Consider the following 17,906-nt stretch of genomic DNA (forward strand, 5'->3'; position numbering starts at 1 on the left):
GTGAGCTCGCTGTTGCCGAGCGCGCAGCGACCGCCGTCCGGACCCGCGTCGCAGCGGTGGGGCCTCGGCGTCGGCGACGCGGTGGTCGCGTTGACCCGCCTGCCCGACCCGCTGCAGGGTGCTGTTCGCCTACTCAACCATTTCGGTGGGCTCGCCGTCAGCGGTGACGAGGTGGAGTTCGACGGCGACTCCGTCGACTGGTCCGACGTCGTCGACATCGAAACCCACAGTCTGATCGGCTACCTTCTGACAGACGCACTGCAGACACAGGTCAACCGACTTCCGTTGCCGCGCTTCCCTTTCCGAAAGCAACTCCTCGGCCTGGCGTCCGACGCGGTACTGACCGCGGCTGTCGCCGCCGCCGGCGGCCCGCTGTCGAGCCTGCTGGATGTGCGCGTCCCCGCCGAGGTGAACTACCGCGGCCGACTGCGTAACCGCACACTCTCGGCGGGTGTGCTCGCGACACTGCTGCTCGCCGATCCTGCCGTGCGCGCCGCCGTCGTCGAGACCGCGTCCGCGCACGGGGTGCCGGTGCGGCGTGCCGACAACGACGCCATCGACGCGGCCGAGCGCCGCGCACAGTGGCTCGAGAACTGGGCGAAGGACCGTTTCTAGACCGCGACCAGGTCGTCGGCGTGCACGACCGGGCGCCGCATCTCGGCGGGCAGATCGGATGTCGACCGGCCCAACATGGTCGCCAGTTCCGCCGCGTCGTAGGCCACCACGCCCCGAGCCACCATCGTGGCGTCGCTGCTGCGCAGCTCGACGACGTCGCCGCCGGAGAACCGCCCGGTGATGGCAGTGATACCGGCCGGCAGCAGCGAACGACGGTGCCGCACGACAGCATTCACCGCACCGTCGTCGAGAGTCAGCGCCCCGGCCGACTCGGCGGCGTAGCGGACCCAGAAGCGGCGCGCGGACATCCGTTCGGCGCGGGGGGCGAAGACGGTGCCGACCGACGCGTCGTCCAGCGCGGCAGCGGCATCGGTGGCCGCAGCCAGGAGTACCGGCACCCCGGCATCGGAGGCCAGAAGCGCCGCGGACAGCTTGGACTCCATGCCGCCGGTACCGAGGTGGCTGCCGCGCCCCGCCGTCACTCCGGCCAGATCGTCAGGCCCGGCGACCTCGGAGATGAAGCGCGCGTTCGCTTTTCGCGGATCACTGTCGTAGAGGCCGTCGACGTCGGAGAGCAGGATCAGCGCGTCCGCGCCCACGAGGTGCGCGACGAGCGCGGAGAGGCGGTCGTTGTCGCCGAACCGGATCTCGTTGGTGGCCACGGTGTCGTTCTCGTTCACGATCGCCACGGCGTGCAGCGCGCGTAACCGGTCGAGGGTACGTGCAGCGTTGGTGTGCTGCACCCGCATCGAGATGTCGTGCGCGGTGAGCAGGACCTGCCCGACAGTGCGCTGGTAGCGCGCGAACGCCGTACTCCACGAGTTGACCAGGGCCACTTGACCGACGCTCGCGGCGGCCTGCTTGGTGGCCAGATCGGTGGGTCGTCTGGTCAGCCCCAAGGGCTCGATCCCAGCGGCGATCGCACCCGAGGACACGATCACCAGATCCGAGCCCGCCTTCATCCGCGCTTCGAACGCGTCGACGAGGTCGTACAGGCGGCGACCGTCGAATTCGCCTGTCGGCGTGGTCAATGCGGTGGTACCGATCTTGACGACCACCGATCGTGCGGTGCGAACCGCCTCGCGGTGGCGGCTCATTCCGGATTACTCTCCCGACGCGCCTTTCTCGCCGCTTTGCGCTCGTCAGCCGACACGCGGTCGCTCTGTTCGAGCCGGATGTCGGTACCGCGTCCGGACAGGTGCACGTCGACGCCGGCAGGGGTCTGCGGTTCCCAGTCGAACGTCATGTCGCCGATGGTCACCGCGCAGCCCGGGCGGGCACCGAGCTTGAGCAGTTCGTCCTCGACGCCAAGGCGCGCCAACCGGTCACCGAGATAGCCGACGGCTTCGTCGTTCTCGAAGTTCGTCTGCGCCACCCAGCGCTGCGGGCGGGTGCCGTGCACGACGAAGCCGCCCTGCCCGTCCGGCTCGACGGAGAACGAGGTCTCGTCGACGGGCACGGGCCGGATGACGGGGCGCCGGGCGACGACCTCGGGTTGCGCCGCACGGTAGGCCGCGACCGTGTCCCACAAGGCGAACGTCAACGGCCGCAGACCTTCTCGCGCCACGGTGGACACCTCGAACACCGGCCACCCGAACGTCGAGGCGATCTCGTCGGAGACGAAGTCGGCGAGTTCGCGCGCTTCCGGCACGTCGATCTTGTTGAGCACCACCGCGCGTGGCCGCTCGGCGAGGTCCACGAGCGTGGTGTCGCCCTGCAGTGTCGGGGTGTAGGCGGCGATCTCGGCTTCGAGCGCCTCGATGTCGGAGATCGGATCGCGGCCGGGTTCCAGTGTCGCGCAGTCGACCACGTGCACGAGCACGGCGCAGCGTTCGATGTGGCGGAGGAAGTCCAGTCCCAGCCCGCGGCCCTCGGAGGCGCCCGGGATCAGTCCGGGGACGTCGGCGACGGTGAACGTGTGGTCGCCGGCGGACACCACCCCGAGGTTCGGAGCGAGCGTGGTGAACGGGTAGTCGGCGATCTTGGGCTTGGCCGCCGAGATCGCCGACACCAGCGAGGACTTGCCGGCCGACGGGAATCCGACGAGCCCGACGTCGGCGACGGTCTTGAGTTCGAGGGTGAGGTCGCGCACCTCGCCCTTCTCGCCGAGCAGCGCGAAGCCGGGGGCCTTGCGGGCCCGCGACGCCAACGCGGCGTTACCGAGCCCGCCACGACCACCTGCGGCCGCCTCGAAGCGGGTGCCGGGTCCCACGAGGTCGGCCAGCAGCCGGCCCTGTTCGTCGAGCACGACGGTGCCGTCGGGCACCTTGACCTCGAGATCAGCGCCTGCTGCACCGTCGCGGTTGCTTCCGGCGCCCTGCTTGCCCGACGGGGCGACGACGTGGGGATGGAAGTGGAAGTCGAGCAGGGTGTGGACCTGCGGATCGACGACGAACACGATGCTGCCGCCGCGTCCGCCGTTGCCGCCGTCGGGGCCACCGAGGGGCTTGAACTTCTCCCGGTGCACCGACGCGCAGCCATTGCCGCCGTTACCCGCCCGGGCGTGAATCACCACGCGGTCGACGAAGCGGGTCATCGATGTCCTCCTCTCTCAGTGCCGAAACCGACGATTGGGCGCCAAAGTACGAGTGTCTGGCGCCAAAACGTCGATCTCGACGTTGGAGAAAGAAGTCAGGCGTCGGTGCGGGTCACCCGCACGATGTTGACGTACTTGCGGCCACGCTTGGTGCCGAACTCGACCGCACCCGGCGCCGTGGCGAACAGGGTGTCGTCACCGCCACGGCCGACGTTGACGCCGGGGTGGAAGTGCGTGCCGCGCTGACGGACCAGGATCTCGCCGGCCTTGACGACCTGCCCACCGAAACGCTTGACGCCGAGCCGCTGGGCGGCTGAGTCGCGACCGTTGCGTGAGCTGGAAGCGCCCTTCTTGTGTGCCATGTCTTGTCGCTCCCGTCGCTACTTGATGCCGGTGACCTTGAGAACCGTCAGCTGCTGACGGTGCCCCTGGCGCTTGTGATAGCCGGTCTTGTTCTTGAACTTGTGGATGCGGATCTTCGGACCCTTGGTGTGCTCGAGGACCTCGCCGGTGACCGCGACCTTCTCCAGCGCCGTCGCGTCGGTGGTCACATCGGCTCCGTCGACGACGAGGGCCACCGGCAGCGACACCGTGCCACCGGGCTCGACGTCGAGCTTCTCCACCTTGACGATGTCACCGGCGGCGACCTTGTACTGCTTGCCACCGGTCTTGACGATCGCGTACGTGGCTTTTTGCGCTGCCATCGTTGGTCATCCTCTACTTCGCGTGCGGGCGCGCATCACCTGGCGGTCTGCGTGCGGGTCTTGGTGCGGGATCTGCCATCCCTGTCTCGGGCCCGCCGTGAGCAGGCCCTGGAGACAACTGCTCAAGGTTACGTGAGCAGCGGGTTGAGGGTCAAACCGCTCAGTCCTGAGCGGGTGGCCCTGCCGGACGGGCTGCGGCGCGTCGACGCTGCCGGACAGGCCGGACAGCGACGGCAGCGGGCTGCTCGTCCTCCTCCTCGGAATCCTCGTCATCGGAGTCGTCCTCGGAATCCTCGTCGAAGTCGTCGTCATCCTCGTCATCGGAGTCGTCCTCGTCGGATTCCTCGTCGTCGTCATCAGAGTCTTCGTCATCAGAGTCTTCGTCATCAGAATCGTCGTCCTCGTCGTCGAGCACGTCGATGTCGTCGTCCTCGTCGTCCTCGTCGTCATCGGAGTCGTCCTCGTCGGACTCCTCGTCCTCGTCGTCCGAGTCCTCGAAGTCGTCGTCGAGTTCCTCGTCCTCGGTGTCGACGACCGTTGCCCGGATCGCGTCTTGGTCGAGCTCGGCGACCTCGTCCGCGTGATCGTCCTCGTGATCGTGATCGTCGTCGTCTTCGTGCTTGCCGTTGGCCGCGGCCATCGCCTTGAACATCGGGTGCTCGCCGGGTGAATGTGCGGGCACCTTGGCGACCTGCACCTCCTGCGGGGGCGCTCCGCGCTTACCGCGCTTGCCGCGGCGACCACCGCCACCACCGCCACCGCCGCCGTTCGATTCGGCTTTGCGACCTGCACCTGACGCGGTGTCGACCGGATCGCCGTGGAGCATGATGCCGCGTCCGCCGCAGTGTGTGCACGTGGTGGAGAACGCCTCGATCAGGCCCGTGCCGAGCCGTTTACGCGTCAGCTGCACCAGCCCCAGCGACGTCACTTCGGACACCTGGTGGCGGGTGCGGTCCCGGGCCAGCGCTTCGGTCAGCCGCCGCAGCACCAGGTCGCGATTCGATTCGAGCACCATGTCGATGAAGTCGATGACCACGATGCCGCCGATGTCCCGCAGCCGCAGCTGCCGCACGATCTCCTCAGCGGCCTCGAGGTTGTTGCGGGTCACGGTCTGTTCGAGATTGCCGCCCGACCCGGTGAACTTGCCCGTGTTGACGTCGACGACTGTCATCGCCTCGGTGCGGTCGATCACCAGGGTGCCGCCCGACGGCAGCCACACCTTGCGGTCGAGCGCCTTGGTCAGCTGCTCGTCGATCCGGTGCACCGCGAACACATCGGGGCCGTCGGAACCGGCCGGCTCGTACTTCGTCATTCGCGGGAGAAGCTCGGGCGCCACGGCTGTCACATAGTCGTTGATCGTCGTCCATGCGTCGTCCCCGGAGACGATCAGCGTGGAGAAGTCCTCGTTGAACAGGTCGCGGATCACCTTGACCAACACGTCGGGCTCTTCGTAGAGCGCCATGGCGGCGCCGGCCTTCTTCGCGGTGATCTCGGTGGCCTTGGCCTCGATCTCGTTCCACCGCGTCTGGAGCCGCTCCACATCGCTGCGGATGTCGTCCTCTTTGACGCCTTCCGAGGCCGTGCGGATGATGACGCCGGCGTCCGAAGGCACCACCTCGCGCAGGATCTCCTTGAGCCGCTGCCGTTCGGTGTCGGGCAGCTTGCGGCTGATCCCCGTCGACGACGCGCCGGGCACGTACACCAGGTAGCGGCCGGCCAGAGACACCTGCGTGGTCAGCCGGGCGCCTTTGTGTCCCACCGGGTCCTTGCTGACCTGCACGACCACGTAGTCGCCGGGCTTGAGCGCCTGCTCGATCTTGCGCTGGGCGCCTCCCAGACCGGCAGCTTCCCAGTTCACCTCGCCGGCGTAGAGCACACCGTTGCGGCCGCGGCCGATGTCGACGAACGCGGCTTCCATCGACGGCAGCACGTTCTGCACGATGCCGAGGTAGATGTTGCCGACCAACGAGGCCGATGCCGCCGACGTGACGAAGTGTTCGACGACGACGCCGTCCTCGAGCACCGCGATCTGGGTGTACCGGGCGCCCTCGTGGGGAGGCTCGCTGCGGACCTTGTCGCGGACCACCATGGTGCGTTCGACGGATTCACGCCGCGCGAGGAACTCTGCCTCCGACAGGATCGGGGGGCGGCGGCGACCTGCGTCGCGACCGTCGCGGCGGCGCTGCCGCTTGGCTTCGAGGCGAGTGGACCCGCTGATGCCCTGGATCTCGGAGTCCGACGAGCCCTTGGCGCCCTTGCCGCGCGGTTCGCGTTCGTGCACGACGGTGTTGGGCGGATCGTCGGGCGACGTGCCGTTCTCGTTGTCGGAGGTGGCTCCGGTCTTGCGGCGGCGGCGGCGACGGCGGCGACGGGTCGCGCCGTCTCCGCCGTTGTCGTCCTCACCGCTGTCGTCATCGGCGTCGTCGGCGGACTCAGCACCCTCGGAGGATTCGTCCGACTCGGCCGACTGGTCGTCCTCGTCGCTGCCCGGTTCGTCGCCGTTCTGTTCACCGCGCCCACGACCGCGGCCGCGGCGGCCCCGGCGGCGACGCTTGGTCGACGGGCGGCCCGACTGGTCATCGTCGGAGTCGGTGTCGGAGTCCGCATCGGAATCGGTGTCGGACTCCGAGGTGGAGTCGTCCTCGTCGTTGTCGTCGGTGTGGGCGGGTTCTGGGCGCACCGGTTGCGGGGCTACGAACAGCGGCAGGTAGTCGGCGGGTTCGGCCTCGACCGCGGGCGGTGTCTCGAGGATCAGCCGTGACTCCGGCTCCTCCTCGGCAGGAACGTCGGGCTCGGCAGCAACGGCCGGCTCCGGAGCGACGGCCGGCTCGGGTGCCACCTCGACTGCTTCGGGTGCGGGCTCGGGTTCGGCCAGCGCCGCGCGCACGCGGTCGGCCTCATCACGGCCGATCGTGGAGTGCGCGCTGCGGGTACGCCCGTCGAGTTCGGCCAGCGCGTCGATGATGCGCCTGCTGGTCGTGCCGAGCACACGGGCCAGGGAGTGAACCCTCAGCCGTTCGGGTGTCGGTGGAGGGGCACTAGCAGTCTCCGTGGGCTGCGCCTCGTCGGGCGAAGCGGTGCCGGGGTCCTGCAGGTCGTGGAGGTTGTCATTGTCGGCCACGTATTCTCCTCAAGCCCCCGGGCGCGTCGTTTGCTGACGCGGCCACGCGAGGGCTACTGACTGTTGCGTCCGGGCCACTTGATCCCGAACTCTGGTTGGTCTTGCTCCGAGGAGTCCCGGCGGGACATCCTCGGTGCCGGTCTGAATGATGGCTGGACGGTCGGCGCCACATCGGGGTAGCGATGGTCGCAGTCGTCGAAGTCTTCATCCGAGTGACCAACCCGGGGTAGTCAGGCCGGCCGCTCGCGCCCAGTATCCCACATCACTGCGGGGGAACCCGAAACGCGGCGTCAGCGGGTCGCCGCGGCGCTCAGCTGCCGGGGAACCAGAGCTCGATTTCGCGCGCGGCCGACTCGGGCGAATCAGAACCGTGAACCAGGTTGAACTGGGTCTCCAGGCCGAGATCACCCCGGATGGTGCCCGGAACGGCCTTCTCGACCGGATCGGTGCCACCGGCCAGCTGACGGAACGCGGCGATGGCGCGCGGCCCTTCGAGCACGGCAGCTACCACCGGACCGGAGGTGATGAACTCCAGCAGCGAGTCGAAGAACGGTTTGCCGTCGTGCTCGGCGTAATGGGCACGCGCCAGCGCGTCGTCGACGTTCTTGAGCTCTAGCGCGGCCACGGTCAATCCCTTGGCTTCGATCCTGCTGATGATCTCGCCGATGAGCCGACGGGCAACGCCGTCGGGCTTGATGAGGACGAGGGTTCGCTCTGTCACGGCCGACAGCCTACCCATACGCCGCATCTAGTCCGCGTCGCGCTGCTGCCCGGGCAACAGGCCCCGTTTCTGGCGGCGCAGCACCTCGGCCCTCAGATAGGCGATCAACAGCCACACCACCACGAACAGCAGGCCGATGAAGCCGATCCCCGGATACAGGACCCAGCCGGCCACCAGCAGCAGCTGCACTCCGAGGTTGGCCCAGATCGCCCAGGGCCGGCCCTGCACGCCTGCCATCAGCAGCAGCAGGATCGCAACCCCGACGACGTAACCGATCGATCCGCCGGTCAGACCGCCGCCGACGGCGCCGACCACCGGCAGCGCGAGCAGCACCACGATGGCCTCGAGGATCAGCGTGCCGGCCATGACGCCGCGGAAACTTTTCCACGGATCGGGCGGCGGGGTGGTCATGCCGGATCCTTTCCGAACAGCGTGCGCGCCACGCCGGCGGTGACGACCGAGCCGGTGATCACGATGCCGGCGCCGCTCATGCCTCCGGCGCCTTCGACGTCGCCGCCCGAGTCCTCGACCAGCGCGGTGGCCGTCTCGATCGCGTCGGGCAGCGTCGCCGCGGTCGCGACCCGTTCGGGGCCGAAGACCTCCTCGGCTTTGAGCGCGAGCGCGTCGACCTCCAGAGCACGCGGTGAGCCGTTGGTCGTCACGACGATCTGGTCGAAGGCGGGCTCGAGGGCGGCCAGGACTCCGTCGACGTCCTTGTCGGCCATCACCGACACCACCCCGACCAGGAACCGGAAGTCGAACTCCTCGGCCAGCGCGGACGTCAGCGCCGCCGCTCCGGCGGGATTGTGCGCGGCATCGATGAAAACGGTTGGTGCGCTGCGCATCCGCTCCAGTCGACCGGGCGACGTGACAGCGGCGAATCCGGCGCGCACCGCGTCGACGTCGAGCTGGCGTTGCGCACCAGCGCCGAAGAACGCCTCGACGGCGGCGAGGGCCAGCACAGCGTTGTGAGCCTGATGCTCGCCGTGCAGCGGCAGGAAGACCTCCGAGTACCGACCCCCGAGCCCCTGCAGTTCGAGCATCTGCCCGCCGATGGCCACCTGGCGATCGAGCACGGCGAACTCGGAGTCCTCGCGTGCGACGGCGGCGTCGGCGCGGACAGCGGCGGCCATCACCACCTCCATCGCCTCGGGCACCTGGCGGCCGATCACCGCGACGGTGTCGGTGGGCACCAGGTCGTCGGCCTGCCGGGTGATGATGCCGGCCTTCTCGCCGGCGATCTCGGCGATCGTGTCACCGAGGTAGTCGGTGTGGTCCATGCCGATCGGCGTGATCACCGCAACGGGCGCGTTGATCACGTTCGTGGCGTCCCATCGTCCACCGAGGCCGACCTCGACGACGGCCACGTCGATCGGGGCGTCGGCGAACGCGGCGAAGGCCATCGCGGTCACCACTTCGAACTTCGAGCAGCGCGGCCCTCCCCCGGCCTCGGACTGCTGATCGACCAGCTCCACGAACGGCTCGATCTCCCGGTACGTGTCGACGTACGTGGCCGGGCTGATCGGCCTGCCGTCGATCGAGATCCGTTCGACGGCCGACTGCAGGTGCGGGCTGGTGGTGCGCCCGGTGCGCCGGTGCAGCGCAGTGAGCAGCGCGTCGACCATCCGGGCGACCGACGTCTTGCCGTTGGTGCCGGCGATGTGGATCGACGGGTAGCCCTTCTGCGGTGAGCCGAGCAGTTCGAGCAGCGCGGCGATGCGGGCCGTGCTGGGTTCGATCTTCGTTTCCGGCCACCGCTGGTCGAGCAGGTGCTCGACCTGCAGCAGAGCCGCGATCTCGTCAGGTGCGGGTTCGGTCGAGCTCACGTCAGGGCGGCCAGCCGTGCCGAGATGCGGTCGACTTCTTCTCCGGCGAGCTGCTGGCGCGCGCGGATCTTGTCGACGACGTCAGCGGGCGCCTTGGCCAGGAACGCCTCGTTACCCAGTTTGGCCGAGGTGCCGGAGAGTTCCTTCTGGGCTGCGGCCAGATCCTTCTCCAGGCGGCGCCGCTCGGCGTCGACGTCGACGGTCCCCGACGTGTCGACCTCGACGAGCACGGTGCCGCCGGAGAGCCGGACCTCCACCGACGCCGATGCGGTGAAGTCGTCGGCCGGCGGGGTCAGCCAGGCCAGCGCGGTGACGGCGGGCACGTGGGCCGTCAGGCCCGCCGTGTCGACGCCGGACAGCCGCGCCGGCACCTTCTGCCGGTCGCCCAGGCCCTGGTCGCTGCGGAACCTGCGCACTTCGGTGATCAGTTTCTGCATGTCGGAAATCCGTTGCGCGGCAGCATGATCGAGGTCCATCCCACTGGCGGTCGGCCAGTCGGCGATCACGAGCGACTCGCCCCCGGTCACGGTCTTCCACAGCACCTCGGTGACGAACGGCATCACCGGGTGCAGCAGCTTGAGCAGCGTGTCGAGAACCGCGGCGAGAACGGCGGTGGTGTGCGAAACACCCTCGCCGAGCTGGACTTTGGCCAACTCCACGTACCAGTCGCAGAATTCGTCCCAGGCGAAGTGGTACAGCGCCTCGCACGCCCGACTGAACTCGTAGGCATCCAGCGCCGAATCCACCTCGGCGCGAACCTCTTCCAGCCTGCCGAGGATCCAGCGGTCGGCATCGGTGAGTGCGTCGACGGGCGGCAGCGGGGCGGGGCTGGCGCCGTTGAGAAGCGCGAACCGCGTCGCATTGAACAGCTTTGTGGCGAAGTTGCGCGATGCCCTGGCGTGGTCTTCACCGATGGCCAGGTCACCACCGGGGCTCGCGCCGCGGGCCAACGTGAAGCGCAGCGCGTCGGCGCCGAACTTCTCCACCCAGTCCAGCGGGTCGATGCCGTTGCCGCGCGACTTGCTCATCTTGCGGCCGTGTTCGTCGCGAATGAGGCCGTGCAGGAAGACGTTCTGGAACGGGACCTGCCGCGCGCGGCTGCCGTTGTCGGTGATCGCGCTGTCGTCGCCGACGAAGGTGCCGAACATCACCATCCGGGCCACCCAGAAGAACAGGATGTCGTAACCGGTCACCAGCACCGACGTCGGATAGAACTTCGCGAGGTCCGCGGTGTGGTCGGGCCAGCCCATCGTCGAGAACGGCCACAGCGCCGAACTGAACCACGTGTCCAGCACGTCGCTGTCCTGTTCCCAGCCCTCCGGCGGGGTCTCGTCGGGGCCGACGCACACGGTCTGCCCGTCGGGCCCGTGCCAGATCGGGATGCGATGCCCCCACCACAGCTGTCGCGAGATGCACCAGTCGTGCATGTTGTCGACCCAGGCGAACCAGCGCGGCTCCAGGCTGGCCGGGTGAATCACGATGTCGCCGTTGCGGACTGCGTCACCGGCAGCCTTGGCCAGCGACTCCACCTTCACCCACCACTGCAGGCTCAGCCGCGGCTCGATCGGTTCGCCGCTGCGCTCGGAATGGCCGACGCTGTGCAGATACGGACGCTTCTCGGCGACGATGCGGCCCTGCTCGGCCAGCGCCTCGCGCACCGCCACGCGTGCCTCGAAGCGATCCATCCCGTCGAACCGCGTTCCGGTGTCGGCGATCCGACCCTTGGTGTCGAGCATCGTGGGCATCGCGAGCTGGTGCCGCAGACCGATCTCGAAGTCGTTGGGGTCGTGCGCCGGGGTGACTTTGACTGCGCCCGTACCGAATTCGGGGTCGACGTGGTGGTCGGCCACGATCACGATCTGGCGGTCATCCAGGAAGGGATGGGGCAGCGTCGTACCGACCAGGTGGCGGTAGCGCTCGTCATCGGGATGCACCGCGATCGCAGTGTCCCCCAGCATCGTCTCGATCCGGGTGGTGGCGACCACCAGGTGCGGTTCGTCGTCGGACATCGACCCGTAGCGGAACGAGACCAGCTCGCCCTCGATGTCTTCGTATTTGACCTCGAGATCCGAGATCGCGGTCTCGAGCACCGGCGACCAGTTGACCAGGCGCTCCGCCTGATAGATCAACCCGGCGTCGAACAGCCGCTTGAAGATGGTGCGCACCGCACGGGAGAGCCCCTCGTCCATGGTGAACCGGTCGCGGCTCCAGTCCACGCCGTCGCCCAGGCGGCGCATCTGGCCGCCGATGGTGCCGCCGGATTGGCGCTTCCAGTCCCACACCTTCTCGACGAACAGCTCACGACCGAAGTCCTCTTTGGTCTTCCCGTCGGCGGCGAGCTGCTTTTCCACCACGGTCTGGGTGGCGATACCGGCGTGGTCCATACCGGGCAGCCACAGCACCTCGAAGCCCTGCATGCGCTTGCGGCGAGTCAGCGCGTCCATCAGCGTGTGGTCGAGCGCGTGACCCATGTGCAGGCTGCCCGTCACGTTCGGCGGCGGCAGCACGATCGAGTAGGCGGGCTTGTCGCTGGCCGGATCGGCGGTGAAATATCCCGCATCCACCCAGCCCTGATACAGATCACTCTCGACGGCACCGGGGTCCCACGACTTGGGCAGGGCATCGAGCCCGGAGGGTCCGGCGTTGGCGAGCGGCTGGGAGGTCACCGAGCCATTCTAGGAAGACGCCGCGAGCTACTTCTTCCCGCCCAGAAGGCCGCCGAGGATGTCGCCCACACCGCCGGCCTTGTCACCGCCCAGCACGGAGCCCAGAATGCTGCCCAACGGGTTGTTCCCGCCCGGGGCCGTACCGCCGCCGAGGATGCTGCCGAGGATGTCGCCGATGCCGCCTCCGCCGGTCTGCCCGGGCACCTGCGCTCCGCCCGAGAGCCGCTTGCCGATGTAAGCGAGCACGATCGGCGCGAGGATCGGCAGCAGCTTCTGGATCAGGTCGCTGTTGCCGGCACCGCCGCCGGAGAGCGCCGAAGCCACCTGCCCGGTGTCGCTGCCGCCGAAGATTTTCGCGATCGCGCGGGACCCGTCGGCCTCGTCGACCTGTTCGACGCTCACCCCTCCGTCCAGCAGGCCGCTGCGGGCGTGCGAGTCGGCGGCCGAGGCGATGCCCTGGGCGGTGCCGGGATCTTGGGCGTTGTGCTGCAGGCCGCCCACCAGGACGGGGACCAGCGTCTTGACGGCGCTGTCGACCTCGCTCTCGTCGACACCCAACCGTCCGGCGATCTGCTGGACGGGAATCTGGCTGTACAGGTCATCGAGGCCGCTCATGAGCGTCAGGTTAGACCCGGTGACGGCGGTGCGACCGCCGTTCGGTCAGGCCAGTTTGGTGACGTCCAGCTCCACACCTGCGGCGGGGAACCGCGCCAGCAGCGCGTCGCCCATCGCGGAGGCGGGAGTCAGCACACCGAGCAGGTCGGAGAGCTTTTCGCGGTCGGTTGCCAGCGCCAGAGCGCTCTCGCCGAGCAGCACCGATGTGGCCTTGTAGCCGGGATCGCCCTGCTGTGACATCCGCGCCACGTAGCGGGCGCCCGACGACGTGGTGGTGTACGTCTCGACGGTGTAGTGACCGCTCTCGCGAGTGTGCTCGCTGGGGCCGGTGCCGGGTTTGGGCAGGATGCGCTCCAGCGCGCTGCGCGGCACCCGGTTGAGGAATCTGCTGCCCAGCTCGATGGCGGCGATGTTCCCGCCGGTGGCCATCGCCGCGGCGAGCGGCGCGAGCGGGGACTTGCCGAGGCTCATCTGCTCGGCGTATTCGAACCGTCGGCCGTAGGCGTACTCGAGGAGCGCGTTGGTGCGCCGCACGATGCGGGAGTTGGGCACCGACATCGCGAACGCGCCCACCCAGTAACCGTCGAGTTCGGGGGCGATGTCGCGGCCGCGCCGCCAGCGCGCGTCGGGCTGGCCGCCGAGTTCGGGTTCGGCGCCCCGGTCCGGGGACAGCGTGTAGGGATCGTTGAGGAGCCGGCGGCTCTCGGGGTCCTCTGCGGCCTCCCGGGCGAGCTCCGTCATCGAGGCGATGGTGCCCCCGGACATGCCGCCGGCGAAGCGGCGCACGACGAAGTTGGTGTCGCCCAGGTCACCCGCACCGTCCTCGGCCGCCTGGCGGTACAGCGCGAAGACGGTGAGGTCGGATGGGATGGAGTCGAACCCGCAGGAGTGCACGATCCGGGCGCCGGTGTCGACCGCCTGCTTGTGGTACTGGTCGATCGCGCGGCGGATGAACAGTGGTTCGCCGGTGAGGTCGGTGTAGTCGGTGCCGGCGGCCGCGCAGGCGGCGACCAGCGGTAGTCCGTACCGCAGGTAGGGGCCGACGGTGCTGATCACGACGCGGGTCCTCGCGGCCATGGCGGCCAGCGACGACGGATCGGAGGCGTCCGCGGTGATCAGCGGCCACGACTGCGCCGACGCGGGCAGGGTCTCGCGGACCGCGAGCAGTCGATCGGCCGAGCGGCCGGCCAGCGCGATGCGAGCATCCCCGGCTGCGGAGGCCAGATACAGGGCGGTCAGCTTGCCGACGAATCCTGTCGCGCCGTAGAGGACGATGTCGAATTCGCGGTCCGGTGAGCTCATGTGGCCCGACGCTACCCGAGGGTCTCGGGCAGTTCGGTGTCCTGTTCGAGGACGTGACGTGCCAGGAACGCGAACACCACCTCGTACCAGAGCTTGGCGTGCGACGGGCTCAACACCCAGTGGTTCTCCGACGGGAAATAGAGGAAGCGATGCTCGGTGGAGCCGTCAGCGGCCGCGGGCAGTCCTGACGAGCTGAGCAGGTCGTACCAGAGGCGCAGCGCTTCCCCGATGGGCACGCGGTAGTCCCGATCGCCGTGGATCACCAACATCGGGGTCGCGATGTCGGCGACGAACCGGTGCGGAGAATTGGCCGCGGTCATCTCCGGTGTCATCTCGCGTGACCACCAGTAACCACCGTCGGTGGTGCCGCCGAACTGGTCAAGCGCCCATAGGCTGGCGTGGGTGACGATCGCGTCGAACCTGTCGGTGTGGCCGGCGATCCAATTGGCCATGTAGCCGCCGAAGGAGCCACCCATGGCCGCGGTGCGGGTGGCGTCGACCCGGGGATGCTCGCACGCGGCGTCGGTGGCCGCCATGAGGTCGGCGTAGGGGGCGAATCCCCATGCGCCCCAGCCACGTTGGATGAAATCCTGGCCGTATCCGGTGGACAGCGCCGGGTCGGGCAGCAGCACCGCGTAGCCTCGAGCCACCATCAGCCACGGATTCCAGCGCCAGTGCCAGGCGTTCCAGCTCGCCAGCGGCCCACCGTGAATCCACAGCACCAGGGGCGCCCCGGAATCGATGTGGTCCTCCCCGTCGGGTAGCGCCAGCCAGGACCGGACCGGTACCCCGTCGTCGGCGAGCGCCGTCACCTCGGTCAGCGTGCCGGGCAGCGTGGGCAGCTCGACACAGGGCAGCGCCGTCACGGTGCCGTCGGAGTCGATGCGGACCGGATGTGGCGGCGCGGCATAGGAACTGCGCAGTGCGAACACCGCACCGGTCGTGGCCACCTGCAGATCGGTGTAGGTGAAGTCGTCGTCGACCAGCGGCCGGACCGTGGAGGTCGACACGTCGACGGTGAAGATCGGTCCGCGCCCGGACTGGTCGGCCGTCACCAGCAGCGACGCGCCGTCGGGCGCCCACCTGACCGACGTCGGCCACCGGTCCCAGCTGCCGGTGACTTCCACCGCCGGGGACCCGAAACGCAGGAGCCACAGCGTGATTCGCGGTGCCTGCGCAGGCGTGGAGAACGTCTCCCGGGTGAAGGCGACCGCGGAACCGTCCGGCGAGATCGCCGGCATTCCCAGGTCGGCGTCGGGATCGTCGAGCAGTGTCAACCGCTCGCCGGTGGTGATGTCGATGCGAACCAAGGTCTTTCGCACAGCAGCCCCTGGTGACGGCACCTGCCACGTCGTGACGACAAACGTTCCGTCTGCGCTGACGTCGAGGTCGGCCTCGCGCAGCGCGTCGCCGGGGTCGGGGGTGAGGTCGCGGCGCTCGTCGGCGGTGAACAGGCGGGGCTGGTCCGGGCCGAGGTCGTGATCCCAGTGCCGCACCGGATATCCGGTGTGCAGCACCGCCGAGATCTTGGCTTTCGACCGCGCGTCCCGCAGCCTGCGGTCGTCGTCGAGGTCGCCCGCCGAGCGCAGAACAGGCGTCGTGACGACGGTGACGTCACAGGCGCGTGCCACTGCCGCGGCGTCCACTCCCCCCGGGAATGTCGCGATCTCGGTGGCCTCTCCCCCGGCCGCCGGCAGGCGCCACAGGCCCTTGGACGGCTCTGTGTCGTTGGCGATGTCCTTGACCCTGCCCCGCGCCGCCAGGAACAGTAGATCCCCGTTCGCGGTGAGCGCCGGCGCCGATTCGCCGGTGCTGCCGTGGGTGATTCGGCGCGCCGGCTCGTGGCCGGCAGGGTCCAATTCCCAGATCGCGCTGACGAATTGGGTGCGTTCGTCGTTGACGACGGACACCGCCGTCACGACGCGCGAACCGTCCGGTGTGATCGCGAGGCCGCTCACCCGAGGCAGTGACAGGTAGACGTCGAGATCGTCGAACGGGGTGTCGGGGGCCATGCCCACTTCGTAACACAGCGGGCGGCTAGGGTCAGCCCATGCCAGCGCGATTCATCGTCGTCGGCGCCGGCATCGCCGGACTGGCGACTGCCGTCGCGCTGAACCGCGACGGTCACGATGTCCGTGTGCTCGAGCAGCGGACCGACCGCGGCGCGGGCACGGCGATCAGCATCTGGCCCAACGCGCTGGCCGCGCTCGACCAGATCGGCGCCGGCGATGCCGTCCGCGACGCCGGCGGCCGCGTCACCGCGGGCGCGATCCGCTGGCGCAGCGGACGGTGGTTGCGACGGCCCGCCGGCCAGCGGATGGTCACCGCCCTCGGAGAGCCGCTGGTCGTGGTGCGCAGATCGACCCTGACCGATGTGCTGGCCGATGCGCTCCCGCCCGGCGCGGTGATCACCGGGGCGTCGGTCAGGACGGTGTCGACGACGGCGTCAGGGGCGCAGGTCATGACGACGGGCGGTGACGTCCTGGTGGCCGACGCGGTGGTCGGCGCCGACGGCGTCCGTTCGGTCGTCGCGGCCACCCTGAACGGGGACCTGCCGAGCCGTTACGTCGGGTACACGGCGTGGCGGGGTATCGCCGAGACTCCGCTGGATCCGGAACTGGCCGGCGAGACCCTCGGCCCGGGCGTACAGGTCGGTCACGTGCCGCTGGGTCCAGAGCACACCTACTGGTTTGCGACGGAGCGGACACCGGAGGGCGGTCGCGCGCCCGACGGCGAGCACGCTCACCTGGCCCGTCTGCTGTCAGGCTGGGCGACGCCGATCCCGCAGCTGCTGGCGGCCACCGCGCCTGAAAACATCCTCCGCAACGACCTCTACGATCGCGCGGCGCCCAAGCACTGGTGCCGCGGGCCCATCGTGATCGTCGGCGATGCCGCCCACCCGATGCGGCCCCACCTCGGGCAGGGCGGATGCCAGGGCATCGAGGACGCCGCAGTGCTGGCACGGTGCGTAGCGCGCGAACCGGATCTGCCCCATGCCTTCAGCTCGTTCGCTGCCTTCCGCCGACGCCGGGTACGCGCGCTGGCGTGGGAAGCCGCGACCATCGGGCGCATCCTGAACGCGCGACCCACGGCACTGGGTGCTGCGGCGAGTTGGGGCACGGCGGTGCTTCCTGAACGCGTCGTGGCCGCCCACCTGGCCTCGATCGCAGCACGCTCGGCGTTCGCCTCACCGCCGGGTTGAGCTGATTCAGCGCGCGCTGCGGGGCGTGAAGATCGCCGTGCACATCTTGCGCAGGTCCACGAAGCCGCCGAGCGCGGAGGTCGGCAGGTTCGCGCAGCCTTTCGCAGTGGCGGGCGCGGCGGCGGGAACGACGGTCGGCGCGGGATTCGCGCCCCACACCTGCGCGGCCTGCATGCCCGCGGCACCGCACTTCGGCCATGCCTTGAGGCCCTGGCTCTGCAGCACGTTCTCCGCGACGCGGATCTGCTCTGCGCGCGAGGCCGTCGCCGGGCTGCCCGCGCCACCGTTGGAGCTCCAGGTGGCCTGCTTGAACTGCAGCCCGCCGTAGTGCCCGTTGCCGGTGTTGATGCTCCAGTTGCCGCCCGACTCGCACTGCGCGATGGCGTCCCAGTTCACCGAGTCGGCGTGGGCGGTGGCGGTGGCGCCGTCCAGCGCCATCGGCACGGCGGCGAAGGCTCCGGAGAGCGCTGCGGCCATCAGGCCCTTGCTGACAATTCTGGTGAAACGGCTGCTGATGTTCATGTTCTGCGGTCCTTCCCCGACCGTTGTGACCCAAGGCCCGCATGCGACGAAGGCGTCTCACGCTGCGGCTGTCTGG

At 69.4% G+C, this 17,906-nt stretch carries 15 protein-coding genes; 2 read left to right on the forward strand and 13 right to left on the reverse strand.

All coding sequences use genetic code 11. The features are described 5' to 3' along the window. Complete coding sequence (locus tag ACZY1G_RS23575; RefSeq protein ID WP_463823748.1) at window positions 1–615, forward strand: hypothetical protein; 615 nt, start codon at window positions 1–3, stop codon at window positions 613–615. On the opposite strand, the gene proB is transcribed toward ACZY1G_RS23575, so the two are convergent. From proB to ACZY1G_RS23635, 12 genes are all read right to left on the reverse strand, one after another. After that, complete coding sequence (gene proB / locus ACZY1G_RS23580) at window positions 612–1,712, reverse strand: glutamate 5-kinase (RefSeq protein ID WP_463817519.1); 1,101 nt, start codon at window positions 1,710–1,712, stop codon at window positions 612–614. The genes ACZY1G_RS23575 and proB overlap by 4 nt on opposite strands. After that, window positions 1,709–3,151, reverse strand: a complete 1,443-nt coding sequence (gene obgE / locus ACZY1G_RS23585; RefSeq protein WP_463823749.1) for a GTPase ObgE — start codon at window positions 3,149–3,151, stop codon at window positions 1,709–1,711. Before obgE ends, proB begins: the two co-directional genes overlap by 4 nt. Window positions 3,152–3,246: 95 nt before the next feature. Further along, window positions 3,247–3,513: a 50S ribosomal protein L27 gene (rpmA, locus tag ACZY1G_RS23590; RefSeq protein ID WP_043410731.1), complete on the reverse strand. Its 267-nt coding sequence runs from the start codon at window positions 3,511–3,513 to the stop codon at window positions 3,247–3,249. 18 nt (window positions 3,514–3,531) lie between these two features. Then, a complete protein-coding gene (rplU, locus tag ACZY1G_RS23595) occupies window positions 3,532–3,855 on the reverse strand; it encodes a 50S ribosomal protein L21 (RefSeq protein WP_463817524.1) in 324 nt (107 codons plus the stop codon). 160 nt (window positions 3,856–4,015) lie between these two features. Continuing rightward, window positions 4,016–6,976, reverse strand: coding sequence for a ribonuclease E (gene rne / locus ACZY1G_RS23600; protein WP_463817526.1), 2,961 nt, complete (start codon window positions 6,974–6,976; stop codon window positions 4,016–4,018). Between the two features lie 310 nt (window positions 6,977–7,286). Beyond that, the gene (ndk, locus tag ACZY1G_RS23605; protein WP_463817527.1) at window positions 7,287–7,697 is read right to left on the reverse strand and encodes a nucleoside-diphosphate kinase; all 411 of its coding nucleotides are present in this window, start codon (window positions 7,695–7,697) and stop codon (window positions 7,287–7,289) included. Between the two features lie 27 nt (window positions 7,698–7,724). Beyond that, window positions 7,725–8,108 carry a DUF4233 domain-containing protein gene (locus tag ACZY1G_RS23610; protein WP_463817528.1) on the reverse strand — a complete coding sequence of 128 codons (384 nt, stop codon included), beginning with the start codon at window positions 8,106–8,108 and terminating at the stop codon, window positions 7,725–7,727. Next, complete coding sequence (gene folC, locus ACZY1G_RS23615) at window positions 8,105–9,523, reverse strand: bifunctional tetrahydrofolate synthase/dihydrofolate synthase (RefSeq protein WP_463817529.1); 1,419 nt, start codon at window positions 9,521–9,523, stop codon at window positions 8,105–8,107. The genes ACZY1G_RS23610 and folC overlap by 4 nt, the downstream gene beginning before the upstream one ends. Continuing rightward, window positions 9,520–12,189, reverse strand: coding sequence for a valine--tRNA ligase (locus ACZY1G_RS23620; RefSeq protein WP_463823750.1), 2,670 nt, complete (start codon window positions 12,187–12,189; stop codon window positions 9,520–9,522). Before ACZY1G_RS23620 ends, folC begins: the two co-directional genes overlap by 4 nt. A 27-nt stretch (window positions 12,190–12,216) precedes the next feature. Next, window positions 12,217–12,804, reverse strand: coding sequence for a DUF937 domain-containing protein (locus ACZY1G_RS23625; protein ID WP_463817532.1), 588 nt, complete (start codon window positions 12,802–12,804; stop codon window positions 12,217–12,219). A 45-nt stretch (window positions 12,805–12,849) separates the two neighbouring features. Continuing rightward, entirely contained in the window at window positions 12,850–14,106 is a 1,257-nt protein-coding gene (locus ACZY1G_RS23630) for a saccharopine dehydrogenase family protein (protein WP_463823751.1), read from the reverse strand. Window positions 14,107–14,117: 11 nt separating this feature from the next. Continuing rightward, window positions 14,118–16,118: a S9 family peptidase gene (locus tag ACZY1G_RS23635; protein ID WP_463823752.1), complete on the reverse strand. Its 2,001-nt coding sequence runs from the start codon at window positions 16,116–16,118 to the stop codon at window positions 14,118–14,120. Between the two features lie 38 nt (window positions 16,119–16,156). Between ACZY1G_RS23635 and ACZY1G_RS23640 the strand changes: the two genes are divergently transcribed. Next, on the forward strand, window positions 16,157–17,308 hold the full coding sequence (locus ACZY1G_RS23640) for an FAD-dependent oxidoreductase (RefSeq protein ID WP_463823753.1): 1,152 nt from the start codon (window positions 16,157–16,159) through the stop codon (window positions 17,306–17,308). Window positions 17,309–17,314: 6 nt separating this feature from the next. Here ACZY1G_RS23640 and ACZY1G_RS23645 read toward each other — a convergent pair whose 3' ends face one another. Next, on the reverse strand, window positions 17,315–17,830 hold the full coding sequence (locus ACZY1G_RS23645; RefSeq protein ID WP_463823754.1) for a transglycosylase family protein: 516 nt from the start codon (window positions 17,828–17,830) through the stop codon (window positions 17,315–17,317). Between the last annotated feature and the right edge of the window lie 76 nt (window positions 17,831–17,906).

It is taken from the genome of Mycobacterium sp. IDUB_5 (assembly GCF_055419565.1).

Coding starts and splice junctions, on each gene's coding strand:
- proB (WP_463817519.1), bottom strand. CDS start 1,712: ATGAGCCGCCACCGCGAGGCGGTTCGCACCGCACGATCGGTGGTCGTC.
- obgE (WP_463823749.1), bottom strand. CDS start 3,151: ATGACCCGCTTCGTCGACCGCGTGGTGATTCACGCCCGGGCGGGTAAC.
- rplU (WP_463817524.1), bottom strand. CDS start 3,855: ATGGCAGCGCAAAAAGCCACGTACGCGATCGTCAAGACCGGTGGCAAG.
- ACZY1G_RS23635 (WP_463823752.1), bottom strand. CDS start 16,118: ATGGCCCCCGACACCCCGTTCGACGATCTCGACGTCTACCTGTCACTG.
- ACZY1G_RS23630 (WP_463823751.1), bottom strand. CDS start 14,106: ATGAGCTCACCGGACCGCGAATTCGACATCGTCCTCTACGGCGCGACA.
- ACZY1G_RS23625 (WP_463817532.1), bottom strand. CDS start 12,804: ATGAGCGGCCTCGATGACCTGTACAGCCAGATTCCCGTCCAGCAGATC.
- ACZY1G_RS23610 (WP_463817528.1), bottom strand. CDS start 8,108: ATGACCACCCCGCCGCCCGATCCGTGGAAAAGTTTCCGCGGCGTCATG.
- ACZY1G_RS23640 (WP_463823753.1), top strand. CDS start 16,157: ATGCCAGCGCGATTCATCGTCGTCGGCGCCGGCATCGCCGGACTGGCG.
- ACZY1G_RS23645 (WP_463823754.1), bottom strand. CDS start 17,830: ATGAACATCAGCAGCCGTTTCACCAGAATTGTCAGCAAGGGCCTGATG.
- rpmA (WP_043410731.1), bottom strand. CDS start 3,513: ATGGCACACAAGAAGGGCGCTTCCAGCTCACGCAACGGTCGCGACTCA.